A 21,718-nucleotide genomic window follows, 5' to 3' on the forward strand; every position below is an offset into this window, starting at 1 on the left:
CAAATAAGTCGCTATGAACGCACCATTGGCTTTGAACCAGTTGTTGGATGCTGAGGCGGGTTCTCCCCGTCTTCGCGAAATTCCTTACAACTACACCTCATTTTCTGACCGAGAAATTGTGATTCGCCTATTAGGTGAGGAGTCATGGCGCGTACTCAATGAGCTCCGCGGTGTCCGTAGAACGGGGCGTTCTGCACGCATGTTGTTTGAAATCTTGGGTGATATTTGGGTTGTTCAGCGCAATCCCTTTTTGCAGGATGATTTGTTAGATAACCCAAGTCGTCGACAACAGCTAATAGATGCCTTATGGCACCGCTTGGGTGAAGTTAAAAAGCGCAACAATGGTGATTCAGCTGAGCAAGTGGAAATTTTGTTGAGTGCAGCTTATCGCGCGATTGAAAGTTTTGAAAACGGCTTTAAAGAAGTCGAGCAGATCCGTAAGCGTGCTCGCAAAGAGTTAGGTCGTCATACTGCCAGTGACAATATTTGTTTTGATGGGGTATCGCGTGCGGCGCATGTCACTGATGCTACTGACTGGCGCGTTGAGTTCCCATTGGTTGTTCTGAAACCTGATTATGAATCTGAAATTCCAGGTTTAGTGAAGGCTTGTGTTGAATTAGGTTTGACAATTATTCCGCGAGGGGGTGGCACAGGTTATACCGGTGGCGCCATTCCTTTGTATGCCATGTCTGCAGTGATCAATACAGAAAAGTTGCAGCAAATTGATGGCGTTCAAAACAAGCGCTTGCCTGGCGTTGATCATGAAGTCTCAACGATTTTTACTGGCGCAGGTGTGGTGACACGCCGCGTATCAGATGCTGCTGAGCATGCCGGTCTAGTGTTTGCAGTTGACCCCACCTCTGCAGATGCAAGTTGCATTGGTGGAAATATCGCTATGAACGCTGGCGGTAAAAAAGCAGTGCTTTGGGGAACCGCATTAGACAATCTTGCTAGTTGGCGTATGGTTGACCCAGAAGGCAATTGGTTGGATGTGGTTCGTCTTGATCATAATCTTGGCAAGATCCATGATGTTGAAAAAGTTCGCTTTGAGCTGACATGGTCTGATGGCAATAGTGAGCCTGGTCAACGCATACTTAAAACGGAATTACTCGAAGTAGAAGGTAAACGCTTTCGCAAAGAAGGTTTAGGAAAAGACGTAACAGATAAATTTTTAGCAGGCTTGCCTGGGGTGCAAAAAGAAGGTTGTGATGGTTTGATTACCAGTGCAACTTGGGTTTTGCACCGCATGCCAAAATTTATGCGCACGGTTTGTCTAGAGTTCTTCGGACAAGCGCGCGAAGCAATTCCTAGTATTGTAGAAATCAAGGCTTATCTTGAGGGCTTGAGTAAACAAGGTGGCCCTATTCTGGCTGGATTAGAGCACTTAGATGATCGTTATCTACGCGCTGTTGGATATTCAACAAAATCCAAGCGTAATAGCCTGCCAAAAATGGTGTTAATTGGTGATATCGCTGGCGATGATGAAGAGGCGGTTGCGGCAGCTACTAGCGAAGTAGTGCGCATGGCCAACTTACGGGTGGGCGAGGGCTTTGTTGCGGTTAGCGCTGAAGCTCGCAAGAAATTTTGGTTAGATCGTGCCCGTACCGCAGCGATTGCTCGCCATACCAACGCATTCAAGATTAATGAGGACGTGGTGATTCCGTTGCCACGCATGGGTGAATACACAGATGGTATTGATCGCATCAATATTGAACTCTCTTTAAAGAATAAATTACAGGTCCTTGATGGCCTTGAATCCTTCTTGAAAAAGAGCGCTTTGCCGTTGGGTAAAAGTGACGAAGATTTTGAAATTCCCACTGCAGAGATTTTGGGTGATCGCGTACAACAAGCGCTTGAGGTAATAGCAAAAGTACGTGCGCGTTGGTCTGACTGGCTGTCGCAGATGGATACCTATTTTCCGCAACTGCAGAACTACAGCTTGCGTGCCTCCTGGAAGGATGAGGTGCGCTCTGAGTTAAGAATTATTTTTGGCGGCTTGGCTTTTGAGCCTATCTTGGCAGAGCTAGAGGCAATTCATAAAAATATTTTGCGCAAGCGTGTATTTGTAGCGCTGCACATGCATGCTGGTGACGGTAATGTGCATACCAACATTCCTGTGAACTCAGATGACTACGAGATGTTGCAAGATGCACATCGTGCTGTTGATCGCATCATGAAATTAGCCCGTTCACTTGATGGTGTAATTTCTGGCGAACATGGAATTGGTATCACCAAGTTGGAATACTTAACTGAAGAGGAGTTAAAAGACTTCCGCAGTTATAAAAATCGGGTTGATCCTGAAGGTCGTTTTAATAAAGGCAAGTTGATGCCACATGCCGATCTTGGTATGGCCTACACGCCAAGCTTTGGTTTGATGGGGCATGAGTCGATCATCATGCAACAAAGTGATATTGGTGCGATCGCAGATAGCGTTAAAGATTGTCTGCGTTGCGGTAAGTGCAAGCCAGTTTGCTCAACCCACGTGCCACGCGCAAATCTGCTCTATAGTCCGCGTGACAAAATTTTGGCTACCTCCCTTTTAATAGAAGCGTTTTTGTATGAAGAGCAAACTCGCCGTGGCGTATCTATTCGCCACTGGGAGATGTTTGATGATGTTGCAGCACATTGCACCGTATGTCATAAATGTTTAACACCTTGCCCAGTGAAAATTGATTTTGGCGACGTCAGTATGAACATGCGCAATCTATTGCGCAAAATGGGGCAACAGCGTTTTAATCCTGGTACAGCTGCCTCAATGTTCTTCTTAAACGCGACCAATCCCGATACCATTCATTTAGCTCGTAAAACAATGATTGGCTGGGGTTATAAGTTACAGCGTTTGGGTAATGACGTTCTGCGCAAGTTCGCAAAGCAGCAAACCGCGCATCCTCCGGCAACCGTTGGCAAGCCAAGCATAAAGGAGCAAGTCATTTTCTTTGTGAATAAGAAAATGCCTGGGAATTTACCCAAAAAGACTGCGCGGGCTTTATTGGACATAGAGGATGCAAACTATGTGCCAATCATTCGTGATCCAAAGACTACTACCGCTGATACAGAGGCTGTCTTTTATTTCCCAGGTTGCGGTTCCGAGCGCTTGTTTTCGCAAGTGGGTTTAGCTACACAAGCAATGTTGTGGAATGTTGGGGTGCAAACTGTTCTACCCCCTGGATATTTATGCTGTGGCTATCCTCAGCGAGGAAACGGTGATTACGAAAAAGCCGAAAAAATGATTACGGATAACCGCGTGTTATTCCATCGTGTTGCCAATACTCTGAACTACTTGGATATCAAAACAGTAGTGGTGTCTTGTGGTACTTGCTATGACCAATTGGCCGGCTATCAATTTGAGCAAATCTTCCCAGGTTGCCGCATTATTGATATTCATGAATTCCTGGCTGAAAAGGGCGTCAAGCTCTCGGGTGTGACAGGTGTGAAATATATGTATCACGACCCTTGCCATTCGCCTATGAAATTGCAGGATCCTTTGAAGACTGTGAACGAACTGATTCAGCTAGAAGATGGCAAAGCGATTGCAAAAAACGATCGCTGTTGTGGTGAATCAGGAACTCTTGCAGTGACACGCCCAGATATTTCTACGCAAGTGCGCTTTCGTAAACAAATTGAGATGGAAAAAGGTGCCAATGAATTGCGTAAAAACCATTTCAATGGGGATATCAAAGTGTTAACTAGCTGCCCATCTTGCTTGCAGGGTTTAACCCGTTTTGATGCGGATAGTGATACTACTGCTGATTACATTGTTGTAGAGATGGCGCAAAAATTACTCGGTAAAAATTGGATGGAAGATTACGTTACCAAAGCTAACCAAGGTGGTATTGAAAGGGTATTGGTTTAATGATTCCAACAAATATTGTTGTACATCAACAGTCGAAAACTTTAGAGCTCTCTTATGAAGACGGCCAAAATTTCCGTCTGCCATTCGAGTTGTTAAGAGTGCTTTCTCCATCTGCAGAGGTGCAAGGTCATGGACCTGGCCAAGAAACTTTACAGACAGGTAAGCGGGAAGTATCTATTGCTAGTTTGGAGCCTGTTGGCCATTACGCGTTAAAACCCACCTTTTCTGATGGGCATGACTCAGGCTTGTATACCTGGGACTACTTATATTTTTTGTGCGAAAACCAGGAGCAAGTTTGGCAGGAGTATTTGGATAAATTGGCAGCAGCAGGCCTTGATCGTGATGCGCAAATGGCGCAGACAGGCCACTCACATGGCCATTCTTGTGGAAGTCATTCATGAGCAAAACGCATTTTGGGTATCAAAGTGTTGACGAGGCTGAGAAAGCCGGCAAAGTAGCCGAGGTATTTCACTCGGTAGCCAATAAATATGATGTGATGAACGACTTGATGTCTTTTGGTTTGCATCGTGTTTGGAAAAAAATCACCATTGCTAAAGCAAACGTACGCCCTGGTCAGAAAATATTAGATATTGCTGGTGGAACTGGAGATCTTGCTGCTGCATTTGCCAAAGCTACCGAATGGGGGCGGCACTCTGATGCCCAAGTTTGGTTAAGTGATATCAATGCATCCATGTTGGGCGTTGGTCGTGATCGATTGCTCGATCGCGGTATTGCCTTGCCTTGTGTGCAATTTGATGCAGAAAAGATCCCATTTCCCAATAACCATTTCGATGTAGTGACTGTCGCATTTGGTTTGCGGAATATGACTCACAAAGAAGTTGCTCTGTCTGAAATGTGCAGAGTGATCAAACCAGGTGGTCGTGTTTTGGTGTTGGAGTTTTCCAAGCCAGATGCTTTCCTGCAGCCCGTATATGATGCATATTCATTTAAGGTTTTACCTTGGTTGGGTGAAAAAATCGCCCAGGATTCTGATAGTTACCGCTACTTAGCCGAGTCGATTCGGATGCACCCCGATGCTCAAACTCTTAAAGAAATGATGTTAGGCGTGGGTTTTGATGAGGTTGAAACCCACAGAATGACTGGGGGTATCGTTGCCCTACATATTGGTATTAAATACTAGTACGCATGATATTTTCAGTGATAACAAATGCAGGTAATCCAGCAGTTCAAGAAGGAGTAAAAGATATGAGCAAACAATTTTTCAAAGCAGTGATACTAAGCTTTGCTTTGATATTCGCAACAGTAGGTCATGTTGATGCAGCACGCCTGGGTGGTGGTAAAAGTATTGGCAGAGCTCCCAGTGCGCCTATACAAAAACAAGCAACCCCAGCACAAAAACCTGTCCAACAAGCCCAGCCTGCAGCCCCAGCTGCAGCGCCTCAAGCTCCTGCACCACAAGCACCTACTCCAAGTCGATTTGGGGGTATGGGTGGAATTCTTGGCGGTCTAGCAGCTGGATTGGGTATTGGGTATTTGTTGTCTCACTTTGGATTGGGTGAAGCTGCATCCTCGTTGATTACTGGTTTATTGATTGCAATGCTTGCAGGGTTTGTGATCATGTTTGTTATTCGCAAATTGTTGCCTGTGATGTCTGGCGCCGGACAGAGTGGAAATATTCCGAACTCTGGAATGCAGCGTGCTAGTTATGATCAGGCACCTCGAATTGAGCCGGCCTTCACGCCAGCATCAAGTGCTTTTGCGGGTGTTGGAGCAACGCCTGAGCCTTTTCAGTCAACATTGCCTCCAGGGTTTGATGAGCGAACTTTTTTAGATAATGCAAAACAGTACTTTGTGACATTACAAAAAGCCTGGGATCAAGGTGACCTTGCATCGTTGCGTGAATTCACTACTCCGGAGATGTTCGCAACGATTCAACAGGATTTGGCAGGGCGAGTTGATAGCACCAATCAGACGGATGTGCTCACCATTGATGCGCGTTTATTGGGAATTGAAACTGCCGATGCACATTATTTTTGCAGTGTTCAGTTCAGCGGCATGATTCGTGAGCAGCCGGGCGCCCCGGGTAGCGAATTCTCAGAAATATGGAATTTAAGTAAACCCGTAGAAGGTCCTGGAGGTTGGGTACTAGCCGGCATCTCGCAGTTGGTTTAAGCTGTAGGTACTTTCCAACGGAAAACCCGCACTTGTGCGGGTTTTTTACACTAATGAATACGCTATCGTCCACCCACTTCATCGCTGCCAGCGCAGCAAGCCGTGCGATCAATCACGTTTTGAGGCGTGAATCTTGGGCATCTGCTGAACTGACCAAGCATGCTGGTAAGACCATACTGGTGAGTCTCCCAGCTGGAGACTTAGGTTTGATGATTGGAGCTTCTGGATTTTTCGAGGCTTTAAAAGATCTAGATACACCAACATTGGCTTTGGAAGTTTCTCCTAGCGCTCTCAGTGGGTTGGTAACAAGTTCAGGAAACTTGAAAGAGCAGGCATTTAAAGCTGTCAAAATCACAGGTGATGCGGACTTGGCGCAGCTGATTGGTCGTTTGGCAGGTCAATTGCGTTGGGAATACGAAGAGGATCTAGCACACTTTATTGGCGATGCTCCTGCGCATTTTGCTGTACGACAAGGCAAAAAGTGGGTTTTAGCAACACGCTCTGCAGCAGGTGATTTACTGGACAATGTAGTGGAGTATGTCAGTGAAGAGAGAAAAGTGCTTTTAAATAAACGAGATTTTTTGGTTCATAAATCTGAGTTGAGTGATCTGCGCGATGCAGTAGATCGTCTCGATAAACGCATTCAATTGATTGAGCAAAGGCTTAAGTAAATCGTGCGTAGAATTGCTCGACTGTGTTTTATTTTCTTTACCGCTTGGCGCTACGGTTTATTGCCGCTATTACGTGATGTCCTGAAACCAGGTATTGGCCGCGGCTGTTTAACCGTTATTTGCTGGACCTCGCCAGGAACCAAGCTAGCACGCGGTGAGCGCATTCGTTTGACCTTAGAAGCATTGGGCCCCATTTTTGTTAAATTTGGTCAAGTGCTATCAACGCGCCGTGATTTACTGCCAGAAGATATTGCGAATGAGTTGGCGAAGTTACAAGATCAAGTTCCCCCTTTCTCTAATGAGGAATCGCGTCGATTAATCGAAGAAGCTTTAGGAAAGCCTATTGAAGAAGTTTTCCTCAGTTTTGATGCCACTCCTGTGGCGAGTGCATCCGTTGCCCAAGTGCATTTTGGAGTTTTGCGGGGTACAGAAAAACATCCAGAGTGGTCACATAAGCCTGTAGCAATTAAAGTCTTGCGACCAGGCATCTTGCCTGTGATTGAGGGCGATCTAGCGCTGATGTATGACCTGGCAAAAGTTATAGAAAAAAGCTCAGAAGATGGTCGTCGCTTAAAGCCGCGTGAAAACGTTGCTGAGTTTGATACATATTTGCATGATGAATTAGATCTCATGCGCGAGGCAGCTAATGCAAGTCAACTGAGACGATATTTTGTAGATTCCAAAAAATTAATGATTCCAGAGATGTATTGGGATCTTTGTTATACAAACGTGATTGTGATGGAGAGAATGGATGGTATCTCCATCGGGCGAACTGCGGTATTACGAGAAGCAGGCATTGACTTTAAAAAATTAGCAGCAGATGGCGTGGAAATATTTTTCACCCAAGTCTTTGAATATGGCTTCTTTCATGCGGATATGCATCCTGGAAACATCATGATCAGCTTGGAGCCGGAAACATTTGGCCGTTTTATTTCCCTTGATTTTGGAATCGTTGGCGCTCTTAGTGAGTCAGATAAAAATTACCTAGCTTTGAATTTTTTAGCCTTCTTTAATCGTGACTATCGGCGAGTTGCAGAATTGCATATTGAGTCAGGCTGGGTTCCAGCTGATACTCGTGTAGAGGAATTAGAGGGTGCGATCAGGTCGGTATGTGAGCCTTATTTCGATCGCCCACTAAAAGAAATTTCTTTGGGTATCGTATTGATGCGCTTGTTCCAAACTTCACGTCGTTTCAAGGTCGAAATTCAGCCGCAACTTACTTTATTGCAAAAAACCCTGTTGAATGTTGAAGGATTGGCGCGCCAATTAGATCCTGACCTTGATTTATGGAAAACAGCTAAACCCATCTTAGAAAAGTGGGTCAGTAAACAGTTGGGTTGGCGTGGCCTTTTGGATGGCATTAAGGAAGAAGCGCCGATTTGGGCGAAAATTTTGCCTACTTTGCCACGTTTATTGGCCGATAGTTTGGCTCAGTCCCGCAACCAGTTGAAAGACCAAAATGGGGAGCTGGAGGTCTTAAAGGCCCTTTTATTGCAAGAAAGACGCACTCATCGCCTGATAGCGGGAGCCCTGCTCTTTGCTGGCGGCTTTTTGGCAGGAATTTTGATTATTTCCCTGCGCATTTATTAGCCCTTCCTGGCTTGGTCCCTAAACCGCTAAAATAGCGGGCTAGGCAGAACACATGAAAAAATACTTTATTGCAGGCATCTTAGTTTGGGCACCGTTGTCGATCACGGTTTGGGTGATCGCATGGGGCTTAGGTGTTCTTGACGGCGTTTTTGGCTCGGTAATGCATGCCATTATCTTGGTGCTTCCTCACGATGCCGCAGTAGATGTGCAGCACTTCCGCGATCTTCCTGGTGTAGGTGTTTTGATCGTCATTGCTGTGATTATGCTCACCGGAGTTCTCGCCATTAGTTTTGCTGGGCAGTGGTGGATTCGGATGTGGGATAAGCAAATTAACCGTATTCCGATTGTGCGTTCGATTTATTCGAGCGTTCAACAAGTTTCATCCACGTTATTTTCTGGTAGCGGTCAAGCCTTTAGTAAAGCGCTATTAATTCGCTATCCGCATGCGGATTCATGGGCAATTGCTTTTCAGACTGGTACGCCTGCAAAAGAGGTCACTACAAAATTAGGCGATGACTATGTCAATGTGTTTTTGCCAACAACCCCTAACCCCACTTCAGGCTTTTTTATGATTGTTCCTCGCTCTCTCACTATCGAGTTAGAGATGAGTGTAGAGGAGGCCTTAAAACATATCGTGTCTATGGGTTCTGTACCACCAAATAATTCTAGTGCTCTGACTTCTCAGCAGTCATCACGCCATTTTTGATTTTAGGAAATTGTTATGTCAATGCGTAGCCATACTTGTGGCCAAGTAACGGATTCATTAATTGGACAAGAAGTCACCCTTTCTGGTTGGGTCAATCGTCGCCGTGACCACGGTGGGGTGATTTTTATTGACTTGCGAGACCGCGAGGGTTTTGTGCAGGTAGTTTGTGATCCAGATCGTCCGGAAATGTTTGCGCTCGCTGAGCAAGTGCGTAATGAGTTTTGTATTCAGATTAAAGGTCTAGTGCGTGCTCGTCCTGCGGGAACGGAAAACACCGATTTGGTGAGTGGCAAAGTTGAAATCTTGTGCCATAGCATGGTGATCTTGAATGCATCAATTACTCCGCCATTCCAATTGGATGATGAAAATCTATCAGAGACTACGCGCCTAACGCATCGTGTCTTGGATTTACGTCGTCCGCAAATGCAAAAGAATCTGCGTTTACGTTACAACGTGGCGATGGAGTGCCGTCGCTATTTGGATGACATGGGTTTCATCGATATCGAAACGCCTATGTTGACCAAGAGTACGCCAGAAGGCGCTCGTGATTACTTAGTTCCATCCCGTGTACATGACGGCCAGTTCTTTGCTTTGCCACAATCTCCGCAATTATTTAAGCAATTGTTAATGGTGGCAGGTTTTGATCGCTACTACCAAATCACGAAGTGCTTTCGTGATGAAGACTTGCGTGCCGATCGTCAACCAGAATTTACTCAAATCGACTGTGAAACTGCATTTCTGAGTGAAGTGGAAATTCGCGATTTATTCGAAAACATGATTCGTCATATCTTTAAGAAGACGATGAATGTGGAATTGCCAAATCCGTTCCCTACCATGCCGTACTCTGAGGGAATGGCGCGCTTTGGTTCAGATAAACCTGATTTACGCGTCCATCTTGAGTTCACTGAATTGACCGATTTGATGAAAGATGTTGATTTCAAAGTATTCTCTGGCGCAGCGAATCAAGTTGGTGGTCGCGTTGTTGGTTTATGTGTACCAGGTGGTGCTGAAATTAGCCGTAGCGAAATTGATGACTACACCCAGTTCGTGAGTATCTATGGCGCCAAAGGCTTGGCTTGGATTAAGGTCAATTCGGTTGCAGAGGGCCGCAATGGCTTGCAATCTCCTATTGTGAAAAACTTGCACGATGCTGCAATTGATGGAATTTTGAAGCGCACAGGCGCAAAAGATGGCGACATCATCTTCTTTGGTGCCGATAAAGAAAAAGTGGTGAATGACGCGATAGGAAATCTACGTCTTCGTATTGGTCATTCTGCATGGGGTAAAGAGCATGGTCTCTTTACGGAGGGTTGGAAGCCTTTGTGGGTTGTTGACTTCCCAATGTTTGATTACGACGAAGGCGAAGCACGTTGGGTTGCATGCCATCATCCGTTTACTAGCCCTAAGGATGAGCACATGCAGTACCTTGAATCTGATCCTGGTAAATGTTTGGCAAAAGCATATGACATGGTGCTTAATGGCAGTGAAATTGGTGGAGGTTCAGTACGTATTCATCAAGAGGCTGTCCAAAGTCAGGTATTTCGCGCTTTGAAAATTGGTGCCGAGGAAGCACAAGCGAAATTCGGCTTCTTACTCGATGCCCTCCAATATGGAGCTCCTCCTCATGGCGGTATTGCATTCGGTTTAGATCGCATCGTTACTATGATGACTGGGGCAGAATCCATTCGCGATGTAATCGCCTTCCCTAAAACACAGCGTGCGCAGTGTCTTTTAACGCAAGCGCCTAGTCCGGTAGATGAGCGCCAATTGCGTGAGTTGCATATTCGTCTGCGTCAAGCGGCACCTGCTGCATAAGACATCGCTCGTAGCCGCCGTTTTAGTAATACCTTGAAAATCCCTATTTCGGTTTTAGTAGTTATCTACCAATCGAATAGGGATGTTTTATTAATTGAGCGTGCGGATCGAAAAGACTTCTGGCAGTCTGTCACGGGAAGTCTAGATGCACCTGATGAGAATCTGACAATTGCTGCGACGCGTGAGGTGTATGAAGAAACCGGTATCGTCATAGCATCTTTGCCAGAGGGAGCATTGCAAAACATGCACCACCAAATCGAATACGAGATATATCCAGAATGGCGTTTTCGCTATCCGCCTGGCGTCACGAGAAATGTTGAGCATTGGTTTGCGCTGAAGGTGCCTGAAGGTACTTCGATCCAACTTTCCCCAAGAGAGCATGTGGCTTACCAATGGTTACCATTTCAAGAGGCTGCAAAAAAATGTTTTTCGCGAAGCAATGGCGAAGCCATTTTGAAATTATTTTCTGCAAATTCAAATAGAACCGAGTAAGAGCTTGAGATGAGGCATTCATCGCGTTACCACCCAAGTAGTGTTGGTGCCAAAACGCCTTCCCGAGGTGATTGGCGTGTCATTCGCGATCTTTTGCCATATCTCTTCGAATATCGCTTCAGAGTACTGTTGGCCTTGAGTTGCTTGGTTGCAGCCAAGATCGCCAATTTAGGTATCCCCATCTTGATGAAGGAGTTGATTGACTCTTTAGATGTCAAATCGAGTTCTCCTCAGGCCTTGTTGGTGGTCCCTGTAGGCGTCATTCTTGCCTATGGTTTATTAAGAATTTCAGCTTCTTTCTTTGCGGAGATGCGTGAAGCTTTATTTGCAAGAGTGACACAAAATGCAGTTCGGAAGGTGGCCTTGCAAGTATTTGAGCATTTGCATGCCATGGCGCTGAGTTTTCATTTGGCGCGTCAGACTGGTGGTGTGAGTCGCGATATCGAACGGGGAACTCGTGGGATTCAGTCACTGATTTCTTATTCGCTATACAGCATATTGCCAACCCTCATTGAGTTTTGTTTGGTACTAGGTTACCTCGCCTACTCCTATGACATCTGGTTTGCTGCTATTACCTTTGTGGCGCTGATTATTTATATCGCATTTACGATTGTTGTTACTGAATGGCGCACGCATTATCGCCGGGCTATGAATGATATGGATTCAAAAGCCAATCAAAAGGCAATTGATTCTCTCTTGAACTTTGAGACCGTAAAGTATTTTGGTAATGAGGCCTTTGAGGCCCGTCGTTATGATGAAAATTTGTTGCGCTATCAAACTGCAGCTATTAAATCGCAAAAGACGCTAGCCTTTTTAAATCTGGGCCAGCAAACCATTATTGCAATCGGTTTGATGCTGATTTTGTGGCGTGCCACGCTTGGCGTAGTCAATGGCACGATGACTTTGGGGGATCTTGTGCTAGTCAATACCTTGATGATGCAGCTCTACATTCCCTTAAATTTTTTAGGCGTTATCTATAGAGAAATTAAACAATCGCTTACAGACATGGATCGAATGTTTTCCTTGTTAAATGCTGATAAGGAAATCGCCGATTCTCCCAACGCGCATCCTTTGCACATTCAAAATCTTGGTGCTGGGCCAGACGTTCGTTTCGAGCATGTTTCATTTCATTACGACTCAAAACGGGAAATTTTGCATGATGTTAGTTTTAATATTCCAGCGGGTACGATTACGGCAGTAGTGGGTCAAAGTGGTGCTGGTAAAAGTACTTTGGCTAGATTGTTATTTCGTTTTTACGATGTGCAGTCTGGAAAAATTTTGATTGATGGTCAAAATGTTCAAGATGTCACCCAAGCTAGTCTGCGTAAGGCGATTGGTATTGTTCCTCAAGATACCGTTTTGTTTAACGATACGATTGGTTACAACATTGCTTACGGCGACCCTTCAGCCACCATGGCTCAAGTCCAAGAGGCTGCAAGGGCAGCTCAAATAGATAGTTTTATTCAGAAGCTTCCAGAGGGCTATAACACTCAAGTTGGAGAGAGAGGTTTAAAGCTTTCTGGGGGTGAGAAGCAGCGAGTGGCAATTGCAAGAACATTGCTAAAAAAACCAGCGATGTTGATATTTGATGAAGCCACCTCTGCTTTAGATTCCAAGACTGAAAGGGCTTTTCAGGAAGAGCTTTTAAGTTTGGCAAAAAATCGGACAACATTGATTATTGCGCACCGCCTTTCCACGATTACCCATGCAGATCAAATTTTGGTAATGGATCAGGGCCAAATTATTGAGCGCGGAACGCATATTGAACTGCTTCATGCAAATGGAAAGTATGCAGAAATGTGGCAAATGCAGGAGCGTTCGGTATTTGATTAGAATGGGTTTATGACGCAGCCTCATCCTTCTACAGTAAACACCGAAACCATTCTGAAGAATGCTTTTTCTGCGGCAGTTTCTGTTGCTGATCCACAAATCATCATTCCTCAATATTTAGAAAAGATATTTCCAGTTGGGAGTGAACCACAGAAAAAATGTTTGGTGATAGGCGCTGGTAAGGCCAGTGCATCTATGGCTACTGCATTAGAGGCATATGCCAAATTGCATTGGCCTCAAGTAAAGCTAGAGGGAACTGTTCTGACTCGTTATGGACATCACTCTCCAACGACAAAGATCAAGATTGTGGAGGCGGGCCATCCTGTGCCTGATCAAGCGGGTATGGACGGGGCTAGAGAGATTCATGCTTTAGTCAACCAGTTACAGGCCGGGGATGTCATGATCGCTTTGATTTCTGGCGGTGGCTCAAGTTTGCTTACTTTGCCTGTGGATGGCATCACGATTGAAGATATGCGCAAGACGACCGAAGCATTGCTGCGTAGTGGTGCGCCAATTGAAGAAATGAATGTCGTTCGTAAGCATCTCTCCGCAATTTTGGGGGGTAATTTAGCAAGGTTAGCTATTGCGCGAGGTGCTCGTGTTGAAGCATTTTTAATTTCCGACGTCACTGGAGACTCGCCAGCTGATATTGCAAGTGGGCCTTGTGCAGCAGATTACTCCACCTATTTAGATGCGCTCAAAATTCTAGAGAAATATCACCTCAACAAAGAAGTGATTCCTGCTTCAGTATTTGCTCATCTTGAGCAAGGTTTAGCTGGTGAAAAACCAGAGACATTGAAAGATGTCGATTTGGTAAATGCCCAAGTAGCTAATCATGTGATTGCAACGGCCTACAAAAGCCTGGAAGCGGCCGCAGATTATGTTCGTACATTAGGTTATGAGCCGGTTATTTTGGGCGACACCATTACTGGTGAAGCGCAAGAGGTGGGAAGGTCTCAAGCGCAGATAGTTAGGGAATATCAGACAAAAAGTTCTGGCCCGATAGCACTGATTTCTGGTGGAGAATGCACCGTCACGATTCCCAATGGCATCAAAGGTCGAGGGGGGCGTTGCAGTGAATATCTTCTCGCTCTTTTTGCGGCAAGTGCCGATATCCCAAATATGGCAGCCTTAGCAGCCGATACCGATGGAATCGATGGTAGCGAGAGGAATGCTGGCGCTTGGTTTGATCAAGACATTCGCATCGCAGCGAAAGAACAAGGATTGGAGCCCGATACATTCTTGTCAGCCCATGATTGTTACGGTTTCTTTGCAGAATTAGGGGCTTTAGTAGAAACTGGCCCTACACTTACGAATGTCAATGATTTCCGCATCATCTTGCTTAAAAAATAATATGACCTCTAGTCCTACACAAATTGAATTGACTCAGCCAGACGATTGGCACTTACATATTCGTGATGGCGAAGTCATGAGAGATGTTTTGGCAGATACTGCTCGTCAATTTGCACGCGCCATCATCATGCCAAACTTAAAGCCTCCTGTGACAACAGTGGAGTTGGCAAAGGCTTATCGCGCTAGGATTGATGCAAATTTAAAGTCGTTGGGTATTAATGCTTTTACTCCGTTAATGACTTTATATCTCACGGACAACACAACACCGGAAGAAGTTCGTAAAGCGAAAGCAGAGGGAGTGATTGCTTTGAAGTTATATCCCGCTGGAGCTACCACTAATAGTGACGCGGGTGTGAGTGACATCAAGCGTTGCTATAAAGCGCTAGAGGCGATGCAAGAGCTTGGTATGCCTCTCTTGGTACATGGCGAAGTAACTCATGCAGACGTCGATATTTTTGATCGTGAAGCAGTGTTTATTGATCAAGTTTTAGAGCCATTACGCAAAGATTTTCCTTTGCTCAAAATTGTGTTTGAGCACATTACAACTAAGCAAGCCGCTCACTATGTTAGAGATGCCGCAACTGGAGATCGCCATCTGATTGCCGCCACCATTACGCCACAACATTTGTTGATGAACCGTAATGCAATTTTTTCTGGGGGTATTCGTCCGCATCACTATTGCTTGCCGGTCTTAAAGCGTGAAGAGCATCGGGTTGCACTTCTAGAGGCTGCTACTAGTGGTAATGCCCGTTTCTTTTTGGGAACCGATAGTGCGCCCCATGCAAAAGGTGCGAAAGAGGCTGCTTGTGGATGTGCAGGTTGTTACAGTGCCTTTAATGCACTGGGTCTCTATGCAGAAGCATTTGAAAGTGCAGGCAAGCTAGATCGATTAGAGGCATTTAGCAGTTTTTATGGCCCCGATTTTTATGGTTTGCCGCGTAACACTTCCAAAATTACCTTGGTGAAACAGCCCCAAAGCATTCCAGCTGAACTTCCACTGGGCGATGCCACGATTGTTCCTTTGCGTGCAGGCGAGACTATTGCCTGGTCATTGAAGTAAGCCTATCTTTTTTAAGCCAACTTTTGCTGACTGCGTTAGACTGCAGTCGCAGAGTCAATTAGGCAATCGCCGCCTCTTTTTGGAGGGGGAGGAAAGTCCGGACTCCATAGGGTAGGGTGATGGCTAACGGCCATCCACGGTGACGTGAGGAATAGGGCCACAGAGACGAGCGTATTTAGTTACGGTGAAACGCGGTAACCTCCACCTGGAGCAATCCCAAGTATGCAGACGATGAGGCGTCCCGCTGAGTCTGCGGGTAGGGAGCTTGAGCCGTTAGGTAACTAACGGCCTAGAGGAATGATTGCCCCTAAGTGAAAGCTTAGGCGACAGAATCCGGCTTATCGATTGACTCTGCACTTATTCTGAAATGACTTCTACGCTGTAGGTGAGCTCAGCAGTTTTTGCCAACATGGCAGTAGCTGAACAATATTTGTCGTGAGAAAGTTTGACAGCGCGATCTACTTTTGTTGGATCTAAATCTTTACCCTTGACCGTGAAGTGCAAGTTGATTTTTGTGAAGACTTTAGGATCTTCGGTTGCTCTTTCGGCTTGTAGGTTTACCTCGCAAGCGCTTACCGCTTGACGAGCCCTTTGTAGGATTAAAACCACATCAAATGCTGAGCAACCGCCAGCACCAGCCAAAAGCAACTCCATGGGCCGCGGAGCGAGGTTTTTGCCCCCAGCTTCGGGGGCGCCATCCATGTTGACGAGATGACCACTACCGGTTTGAGCTGAAAAAGCCATGCCGCTATTACCCAACCAACTTACTCGACATTCCATATTAGTGACCCCTAACTTACAAAATTAATCAATATTATCAATAGTTTACCAATACATTGACGCGATATCTTTTGATCAAATGTACCCAAAAAGCAGCAAAAAATTGATTTTGGTCAATTTTCTTGCGTTGCACCAAAGATCTTGTGTAGAATAACCCCATTGGCAGTCAGTCTTGTATAAGACTTTCGTTTGCCTCCCAGTGTCTCCTCCACCCAAACATAGGTGGATTCCAACCCAGGACTCGTTCCTGGGTTTTTTTTGGGTTACAATTCAAGGCTTTACTGAATTACCGAACCAGTCAGCGGTAATTTGTTGTACCAGTTAGATTGCAGAATCTGCGAGCTTGCAAACATAAGCAGGGCCAAAGTGGAAGCAGTGTAGTTGGAGTAATTTTTTGACTATAACAATTTGAGAAATCATGAAAACTTTTTCCGCAAAATCCCATGAGGTAAAGCGTGAATGGTTCGTGATTGGCGCAACGGACAAGGTCCTCGGTCGTGTCGCCAGTGAAGTGGCACACCGTCTACGCGGCAAGCACAAGCCTGAATTCACACCACACGTTGATACTGGCGACTTTATCGTCGTGATCAATTCATCTAAGCTGCGTGTTACAGGCACAAAAGGCTTGAACAAAATGTATTACCGTCACAGCGGATACCCAGGTGGTATTTCCGAGACCAACTTTGACAAGATGCAAGATCGTTTCCCAGGTCGTGCTCTCGAGAAGGCTGTGAAAGGTATGTTGCCAAAAGGCCCACTCGGCTATGCCATGATTAAGAAATTAAAAGTCTATGGCGACGCTAATCATCCGCATGCGGCTCAACAGCCAAAAGCGTTAGAGATTTAAGGAAACCAAATGGCTATTAATTACGGAAATTGGAATTACGGTACAGGTCGTCGCAAGAGTTCTGTTGCGCGCGTCTTTATTAAGTCTGGCAAAGGTGAAATTACTGTTAACGGTAAGCCTATCGATGCGTATTTTGCTCGTGAAACATCGCGCATGATTGCTCGTCAGCCATTGGCTTTGACATCACACCTCACGACCTTTGATATTAAGGTAAACGTATCTGGTGGTGGTGAAACTGGCCAAGCTGGTGCAGTTCGCCACGGTGTAACTCGTGCTTTGATCGACTACGACAATGCTTTGAAGCCTACCTTGTCTAAAGCAGGTTTGGTTACGCGTGATGCTCGTGAAGTTGAGCGTAAAAAAGTGGGTCTGCACGGCGCTCGTCGTCGCAAGCAGTTCAGCAAGCGCTAATTTCGATCAGTCGCTGTTGTTTTATCGAAAGGGTCGCGCAAGCGACCCTTTTTGTTTCTACAATAAAGCCTATTGTCAAAGTCTTGTATTAATCTCTACAAGATTTAGTAATGACTTATGAAGTATTTTGGAGAAAGACATGATTAAGGTAGGTATTGTTGGTGGCACAGGATATACCGGGGTAGAGCTCTTGCGTTTACTAGCGCAGCACCCTGAAGTGAATATTGTGGCCATCACATCTCGCACCGAGGCAGGCATGCCTGTAGCGGAGATGTTCCCATCTTTGCGTGGTCGTGTCGATTTGAAATTTACAACGCCTGATGAAGCCAACTTAAATGAGTGCGATGTTGTGTTCTTTGCAACCCCGCATGGTGTTGCTATGGCGCAAGCTAAAGAGTTGCTAGCGAATAATGTGAAGATCTTAGATCTTGCGGCAGACTTTCGTTTAAAAGATGTGAAAGAGTTTGCTAAATGGTATGGCATGGAACATAGTTGCCCAGAAATTTTGGCAGAAGCTGTTTATGGTTTGGCTGAGATCAATCGTGAAGCCATTAAAAAGGCGCGCGTGGTCGGTTTGGCCGGTTGTTATCCAACATCTATTCAATTAGGTTTGGCGCCCTTGCTCTCGCCTAAGTCAACTGGTGGAAAGCAATTGATTGATGGCAATCACATTATTTCTGATTCGAAGTCTGGCACTTCGGGTGCCGGACGTAAAGCAGAGATCGGCACTTTATTGTCTGAAGCAAGTGATAACTTTAAAGCGTATGGTGTTAAAGGTCATCGCCATCTACCAGAAATTGTGCAAGGTCTTAAGGCAATTGCTGGTCATGATCAAATTGGGCTGACATTTGTACCCCATCTCACGCCCATGATCAGAGGTATTCATTCGACTATCTATGTGCGCTTAACTGAAGCAGGTAAAGACGTTGATTATCAGAAGCTATTTGAAGATTTTTATAAAAACGAACCTTTTGTTGATGTGATGCCTGCAGGTAGCCATCCAGAAACGCGTTCTGTGCGGGGAAGTAATGGCATGAGGATTGCTGTTCATCGTCCAGGCGGTGGTGATACTTTAGTTATTTTGGTGGTAGAGGATAACTTAGTAAAAGGCGCTTCTGGTCAGGGTGTGCAATGCATGAATTTGATGTTTGGGTTGCCTGAGACAACAGGATTGACTCAGATAGCGGTATCGCCATAACAAAATAGGAATGGGGGTAATCCCCCTTCAGCAAGCTGGGCATTAAAAGCCTAAAATAAGACATACCCTTTTGATTTAGGAGCAAATCATGACCGAATTAGCTACTCAGCAAAATACGCCGGCGGCGCAAGACTTGGCTGAACCACCTACGCCGTTGGTATTTACCGATGCGGCAGCTGCCAAGGTGGCAGATTTGATTGCCGAAGAAGGCAATCCCGAGTTGAAGCTGCGTGTATTCGTCCAGGGCGGAGGCTGTTCAGGTTTTCAGTACGGCTTTACTTTCGATGATGCAGTCAACGAAGATGACACACAGTTTGAAAAAAATGGTGTAACTCTCCTGGTCGACTCGATGAGTTTTCAATACTTAGTTGGCGCTGAGATTGATTACAAGGAAGATATCAATGGTTCACAGTTTGTGATCAAAAATCCGAATGCCACTACGACTTGTGGTTGTGGATCTTCTTTTTCTGCCTAAAAGAAATTAAGCAGGATAGCAGGCACCTAAAATTCTAGGACCTTTCGCTCCTGTAACGGCTGGCAAATTTGCTGGCCGTTTTTGTTTGTGCGCCCAAGCGAGCCATGCAAAGGCCAAACCCTCTACTAGTTGTGGATGAATACCAACCGAGTCGCTAGTCGTGATTTCTGCTAGCTCTGGACACAAATATTGGGCTTTTACTTTAAGTAAATTCATTAAAGCGGTGTTTTGAGCGCCACCGCCACATGTAATTAACTTCTGGGTTTGCGGGGCATGGCGCGCAAGAGCATCGAGTATAGAGTGCGCGCTAAGGTGTAACAAAGTAGCTTGTACATCTTCGGGCGGGATGTTCTTATTGCCAATATTTTCTAACAACCAATCCATATGAAAGTCATCACGCCCAGTACTTTTTGGTGGAGTTTTATTAAAAAAGGGATCAGCCAATAACTTTTTTAATAAAGACTCATCTACTTTTCCTTGTAATGCCCAATTCCCGTTTTCATCATAAGGCTTGCCAATTTGCTTTTGTATCCAAGCATCCATCAACATATTTCCTGGACCGCAGTCAAATCCAGTCACTTCGCCACTCTGAGAAATGAGAGTGAGGTTAGCAATGCCACCAATATTCAAAATGGCAAGATTCTTGGGTTCTGAAAATTGTTGCGCATGAAATGCGGGCACTAAAGGAGCGCCATGTCCAGCAGCGGCAAGATCACGACTTCTAAAGTCGGCGATGACATCAATACCTGTCCTTTCTGCTAGAAGAGCGGGATTGAGGGTTTGATGGGTGTACGCCATTTCCCCTAAATCCGGTTGGTGCCGAATCGTCTGTCCATGCGCCCCAATTGCAACGATATCGTTCGCTGTTAGTCGCGCTTTTTGAAGTAATTGACCAACAACTTCAGCATAGGCCAGGGCCAGGGCATTTCCGGCCTGCTTTTCTCGATGGAGTTCATTGGGGCCTGGACTTTGGAGTTCGAAGAGGGCTTTGCGAAGCTCCGGTGCGAATGGGGTACTGGCTGACGCGATGGCAGTGGTGGCGCCATGGGGGTCTATTCGGGCCAAAACGCCATCAATCCCATCCAGGCTAGTGCCAGACATCAGGCCTATGTAGAGGGAGTGTGATTGAGTCATGGGTTCAGGGTTCTGCTCTCAGTGATGCGACAATTATGCTTTAGCAATTTAAATACTAATTTAACTGAAACAGCTAGACGAATCAGTATGACGGCTCAAGCAGAACAAAAATATCCTTTGACCCCTGAAGTCTTCGCGGCGCTCGAAGTCACAAAACGTGGCTGTGATGAGTTGCTAGTAGAGGCAGATTGGGTTCAAAAGCTGGCTCGTAGTTACGCTACGAAGACCCCTTTGCGAATTAAGTTAGGTTTAGACCCTACTGCGCCCGATATTCATCTGGGTCATACCGTCGTTTTAAATAAATTGCGTCAGTTGCAAGATTTGGGTCATACCGTCATTTTTCTGATTGGCGATTTCACGAGCATGATTGGCGATCCTTCTGGTCGAAATGCAACTCGTCCGCCATTAACTGCCGAAGAAATCGCTGTGAATGCGCAAACCTATTACCGTCAAGCAAGTATGGTTTTGGATCCGGCAAAAACTGAAGTTCGTTACAACAGCGAATGGTGCGATCCATTAGGTGCGCGTGGCATGATTCAGTTAGCGGCAAAACATACTGTTGCTCGCATGCTTGAACGTGATGATTTTACAAAGCGTTATCGCAATGGCGTTCCTATCTCTATTCATGAGTTTTTGTATCCACTAATGCAAGGATATGATTCAGTCGCTTTGAAAAGCGATTTAGAACTTGGTGGAACAGACCAAAAATTTAATCTCTTAGTTGGTCGTGAGCTCCAGAGAGAATATGGCCAGGAACCACAATGTATTTTGACGATGCCGCTGCTAGTTGGTCTTGATGGTGTTGAAAAAATGAGTAAGTCAAAAGGCAATTACATCGGCATTAGCGAGTCTGCCGGCGATATTTTTGGCAAGCTACTCAGTATTTCTGATGATTTGATGTGGGACTACTTTACTTTGCTCTCATTCCGCCCAATGAGTGAAATAGATCTCATGAAGCAAGAGGTGGCTGCAGGCCGCAATCCTAAAGATTGCAAAGTATTGCTTGCCCAAGAAATTGTTGCACGTTTTCATTCGCAAGCTGCCGCTGAAAAAGCATTGGAAGACTTCAATCATCGTGCAAAAGGCGGAGTGCCAGATGACATTCCAGAAGTGACGCTTTCGGGCGCGCCATTAGGAGTTGCAACCCTTTTGAAATCTGCTGGCTTAGCACCATCAACTTCCGAAGCGATGCGTAATATTGAACAAAATGGTGTGAAGATCGACGGTGCCACCATCAGTGACAAACAACTGAAGATTGAGGCAGGAACTTACGTTGTTCAGGTGGGTAAGCGTAAGTTTGCTAAAGTTCACTTAAGCTGATTTTTAACATCCTCGCGAGGAACCAACTACAGATGTGTTCCACACTTAGA

At 45.5% G+C, this 21,718-nt stretch carries 19 protein-coding genes and 1 other RNA gene; 18 read left to right on the forward strand and 2 right to left on the reverse strand.

Annotation, left to right across the window (positions count from 1 at the left end; genetic code table 11):
* The first annotated feature begins 13 nt into the window (after window positions 1-13).
* The 13 genes from KIH43_RS02490 to rnpB all read left to right on the forward strand — a co-directional run bounded on the left by KIH43_RS02490 (window position 14) and on the right by rnpB (window position 15,860).
* Window positions 14-3,853 (forward strand): FAD/FMN-binding oxidoreductase, encoded by a 3,840-nt coding sequence (locus KIH43_RS02490; RefSeq protein ID WP_297717382.1) that lies wholly within the window; start codon window positions 14-16, stop codon window positions 3,851-3,853.
* Window positions 3,853-4,254 (forward strand): DUF971 domain-containing protein, encoded by a 402-nt coding sequence (locus KIH43_RS02495; protein ID WP_296967350.1) that lies wholly within the window; start codon window positions 3,853-3,855, stop codon window positions 4,252-4,254. Before KIH43_RS02490 ends, KIH43_RS02495 begins: the two co-directional genes overlap by 1 nt.
* Window positions 4,251-4,994 (forward strand): bifunctional demethylmenaquinone methyltransferase/2-methoxy-6-polyprenyl-1,4-benzoquinol methylase UbiE, encoded by a 744-nt coding sequence (gene ubiE, locus KIH43_RS02500; protein WP_296967351.1) that lies wholly within the window; start codon window positions 4,251-4,253, stop codon window positions 4,992-4,994. The genes KIH43_RS02495 and ubiE overlap by 4 nt, the downstream gene beginning before the upstream one ends.
* Before the next feature lie 65 nt (window positions 4,995-5,059).
* On the forward strand, window positions 5,060-5,986 hold the full coding sequence (locus KIH43_RS02505) for a Tim44-like domain-containing protein (protein ID WP_297717387.1): 927 nt from the start codon (window positions 5,060-5,062) through the stop codon (window positions 5,984-5,986).
* 53 nt (window positions 5,987-6,039) lie between these two features.
* On the forward strand, window positions 6,040-6,657 hold the full coding sequence (locus tag KIH43_RS02510; RefSeq protein ID WP_297717390.1) for an SCP2 sterol-binding domain-containing protein: 618 nt from the start codon (window positions 6,040-6,042) through the stop codon (window positions 6,655-6,657).
* 3 nt (window positions 6,658-6,660) lie between these two features.
* Entirely contained in the window at window positions 6,661-8,247 is a 1,587-nt protein-coding gene (gene ubiB, locus KIH43_RS02515; protein ID WP_297717393.1) for a ubiquinone biosynthesis regulatory protein kinase UbiB, read from the forward strand.
* A gap of 52 nt (window positions 8,248-8,299) precedes the next feature.
* Window positions 8,300-8,953, forward strand: coding sequence for a DUF502 domain-containing protein (locus KIH43_RS02520; RefSeq protein WP_297717396.1), 654 nt, complete (start codon window positions 8,300-8,302; stop codon window positions 8,951-8,953).
* Between the two features lie 15 nt (window positions 8,954-8,968).
* A complete protein-coding gene (aspS, locus tag KIH43_RS02525) occupies window positions 8,969-10,768 on the forward strand; it encodes an aspartate--tRNA ligase (RefSeq protein WP_296967360.1) in 1,800 nt (599 codons plus the stop codon).
* Window positions 10,769-10,801: 33 nt separating this feature from the next.
* Window positions 10,802-11,260 carry a dihydroneopterin triphosphate diphosphatase gene (nudB, locus tag KIH43_RS02530; protein WP_296967362.1) on the forward strand — a complete coding sequence of 153 codons (459 nt, stop codon included), beginning with the start codon at window positions 10,802-10,804 and terminating at the stop codon, window positions 11,258-11,260.
* A 9-nt stretch (window positions 11,261-11,269) separates the two neighbouring features.
* Window positions 11,270-13,093 carry an ABC transporter ATP-binding protein/permease gene (locus KIH43_RS02535; RefSeq protein WP_297717400.1) on the forward strand — a complete coding sequence of 608 codons (1,824 nt, stop codon included), beginning with the start codon at window positions 11,270-11,272 and terminating at the stop codon, window positions 13,091-13,093.
* Window positions 13,094-13,102: 9 nt separating this feature from the next.
* Window positions 13,103-14,443, forward strand: coding sequence for a glycerate kinase (locus KIH43_RS02540; RefSeq protein ID WP_297717403.1), 1,341 nt, complete (start codon window positions 13,103-13,105; stop codon window positions 14,441-14,443).
* 1 nt (window position 14,444) lies between these two features.
* Window positions 14,445-15,503: a dihydroorotase gene (gene pyrC, locus KIH43_RS02545; protein ID WP_297717405.1), complete on the forward strand. Its 1,059-nt coding sequence runs from the start codon at window positions 14,445-14,447 to the stop codon at window positions 15,501-15,503.
* 50 nt (window positions 15,504-15,553) lie between these two features.
* Window positions 15,554-15,860, forward strand: an RNA gene (rnpB, locus tag KIH43_RS02550) — RNase P RNA component class A.
* Here the strand turns inward: rnpB and KIH43_RS02555 are convergent.
* Complete coding sequence (locus KIH43_RS02555; protein ID WP_296967370.1) at window positions 15,861-16,283, reverse strand: OsmC family protein; 423 nt, start codon at window positions 16,281-16,283, stop codon at window positions 15,861-15,863.
* A gap of 418 nt (window positions 16,284-16,701) precedes the next feature.
* On the opposite strand from KIH43_RS02555, the gene rplM reads away from it, so the two are divergent.
* From rplM to erpA, 4 genes are all read left to right on the forward strand, one after another.
* Window positions 16,702-17,130 carry a 50S ribosomal protein L13 gene (gene rplM, locus KIH43_RS02560; RefSeq protein ID WP_297717408.1) on the forward strand — a complete coding sequence of 143 codons (429 nt, stop codon included), beginning with the start codon at window positions 16,702-16,704 and terminating at the stop codon, window positions 17,128-17,130.
* Between the two features lie 9 nt (window positions 17,131-17,139).
* Complete coding sequence (gene rpsI / locus KIH43_RS02565; RefSeq protein WP_296967375.1) at window positions 17,140-17,541, forward strand: 30S ribosomal protein S9; 402 nt, start codon at window positions 17,140-17,142, stop codon at window positions 17,539-17,541.
* A 139-nt stretch (window positions 17,542-17,680) separates the two neighbouring features.
* Window positions 17,681-18,739 carry an N-acetyl-gamma-glutamyl-phosphate reductase gene (gene argC, locus KIH43_RS02570; RefSeq protein ID WP_297717413.1) on the forward strand — a complete coding sequence of 353 codons (1,059 nt, stop codon included), beginning with the start codon at window positions 17,681-17,683 and terminating at the stop codon, window positions 18,737-18,739.
* Window positions 18,740-18,827: 88 nt separating this feature from the next.
* Window positions 18,828-19,214: an iron-sulfur cluster insertion protein ErpA gene (gene erpA, locus KIH43_RS02575; protein ID WP_297717416.1), complete on the forward strand. Its 387-nt coding sequence runs from the start codon at window positions 18,828-18,830 to the stop codon at window positions 19,212-19,214.
* Window positions 19,215-19,220: 6 nt separating this feature from the next.
* On the opposite strand, the gene KIH43_RS02580 is transcribed toward erpA, so the two are convergent.
* The gene (locus KIH43_RS02580) at window positions 19,221-20,348 is read right to left on the reverse strand and encodes an anhydro-N-acetylmuramic acid kinase (protein ID WP_297717419.1); all 1,128 of its coding nucleotides are present in this window, start codon (window positions 20,346-20,348) and stop codon (window positions 19,221-19,223) included.
* Between the two features lie 87 nt (window positions 20,349-20,435).
* On the opposite strand from KIH43_RS02580, the gene tyrS reads away from it, so the two are divergent.
* Entirely contained in the window at window positions 20,436-21,668 is a 1,233-nt protein-coding gene (tyrS, locus tag KIH43_RS02585) for a tyrosine--tRNA ligase (protein ID WP_297717422.1), read from the forward strand.
* The last annotated feature ends 50 nt before the right edge of the window (window positions 21,669-21,718 follow it).

It is taken from the genome of Polynucleobacter sp., from assembly GCF_018500155.2.
Taxonomy (GTDB): Bacteria; Pseudomonadota; Gammaproteobacteria; order Burkholderiales; family Burkholderiaceae; genus Polynucleobacter.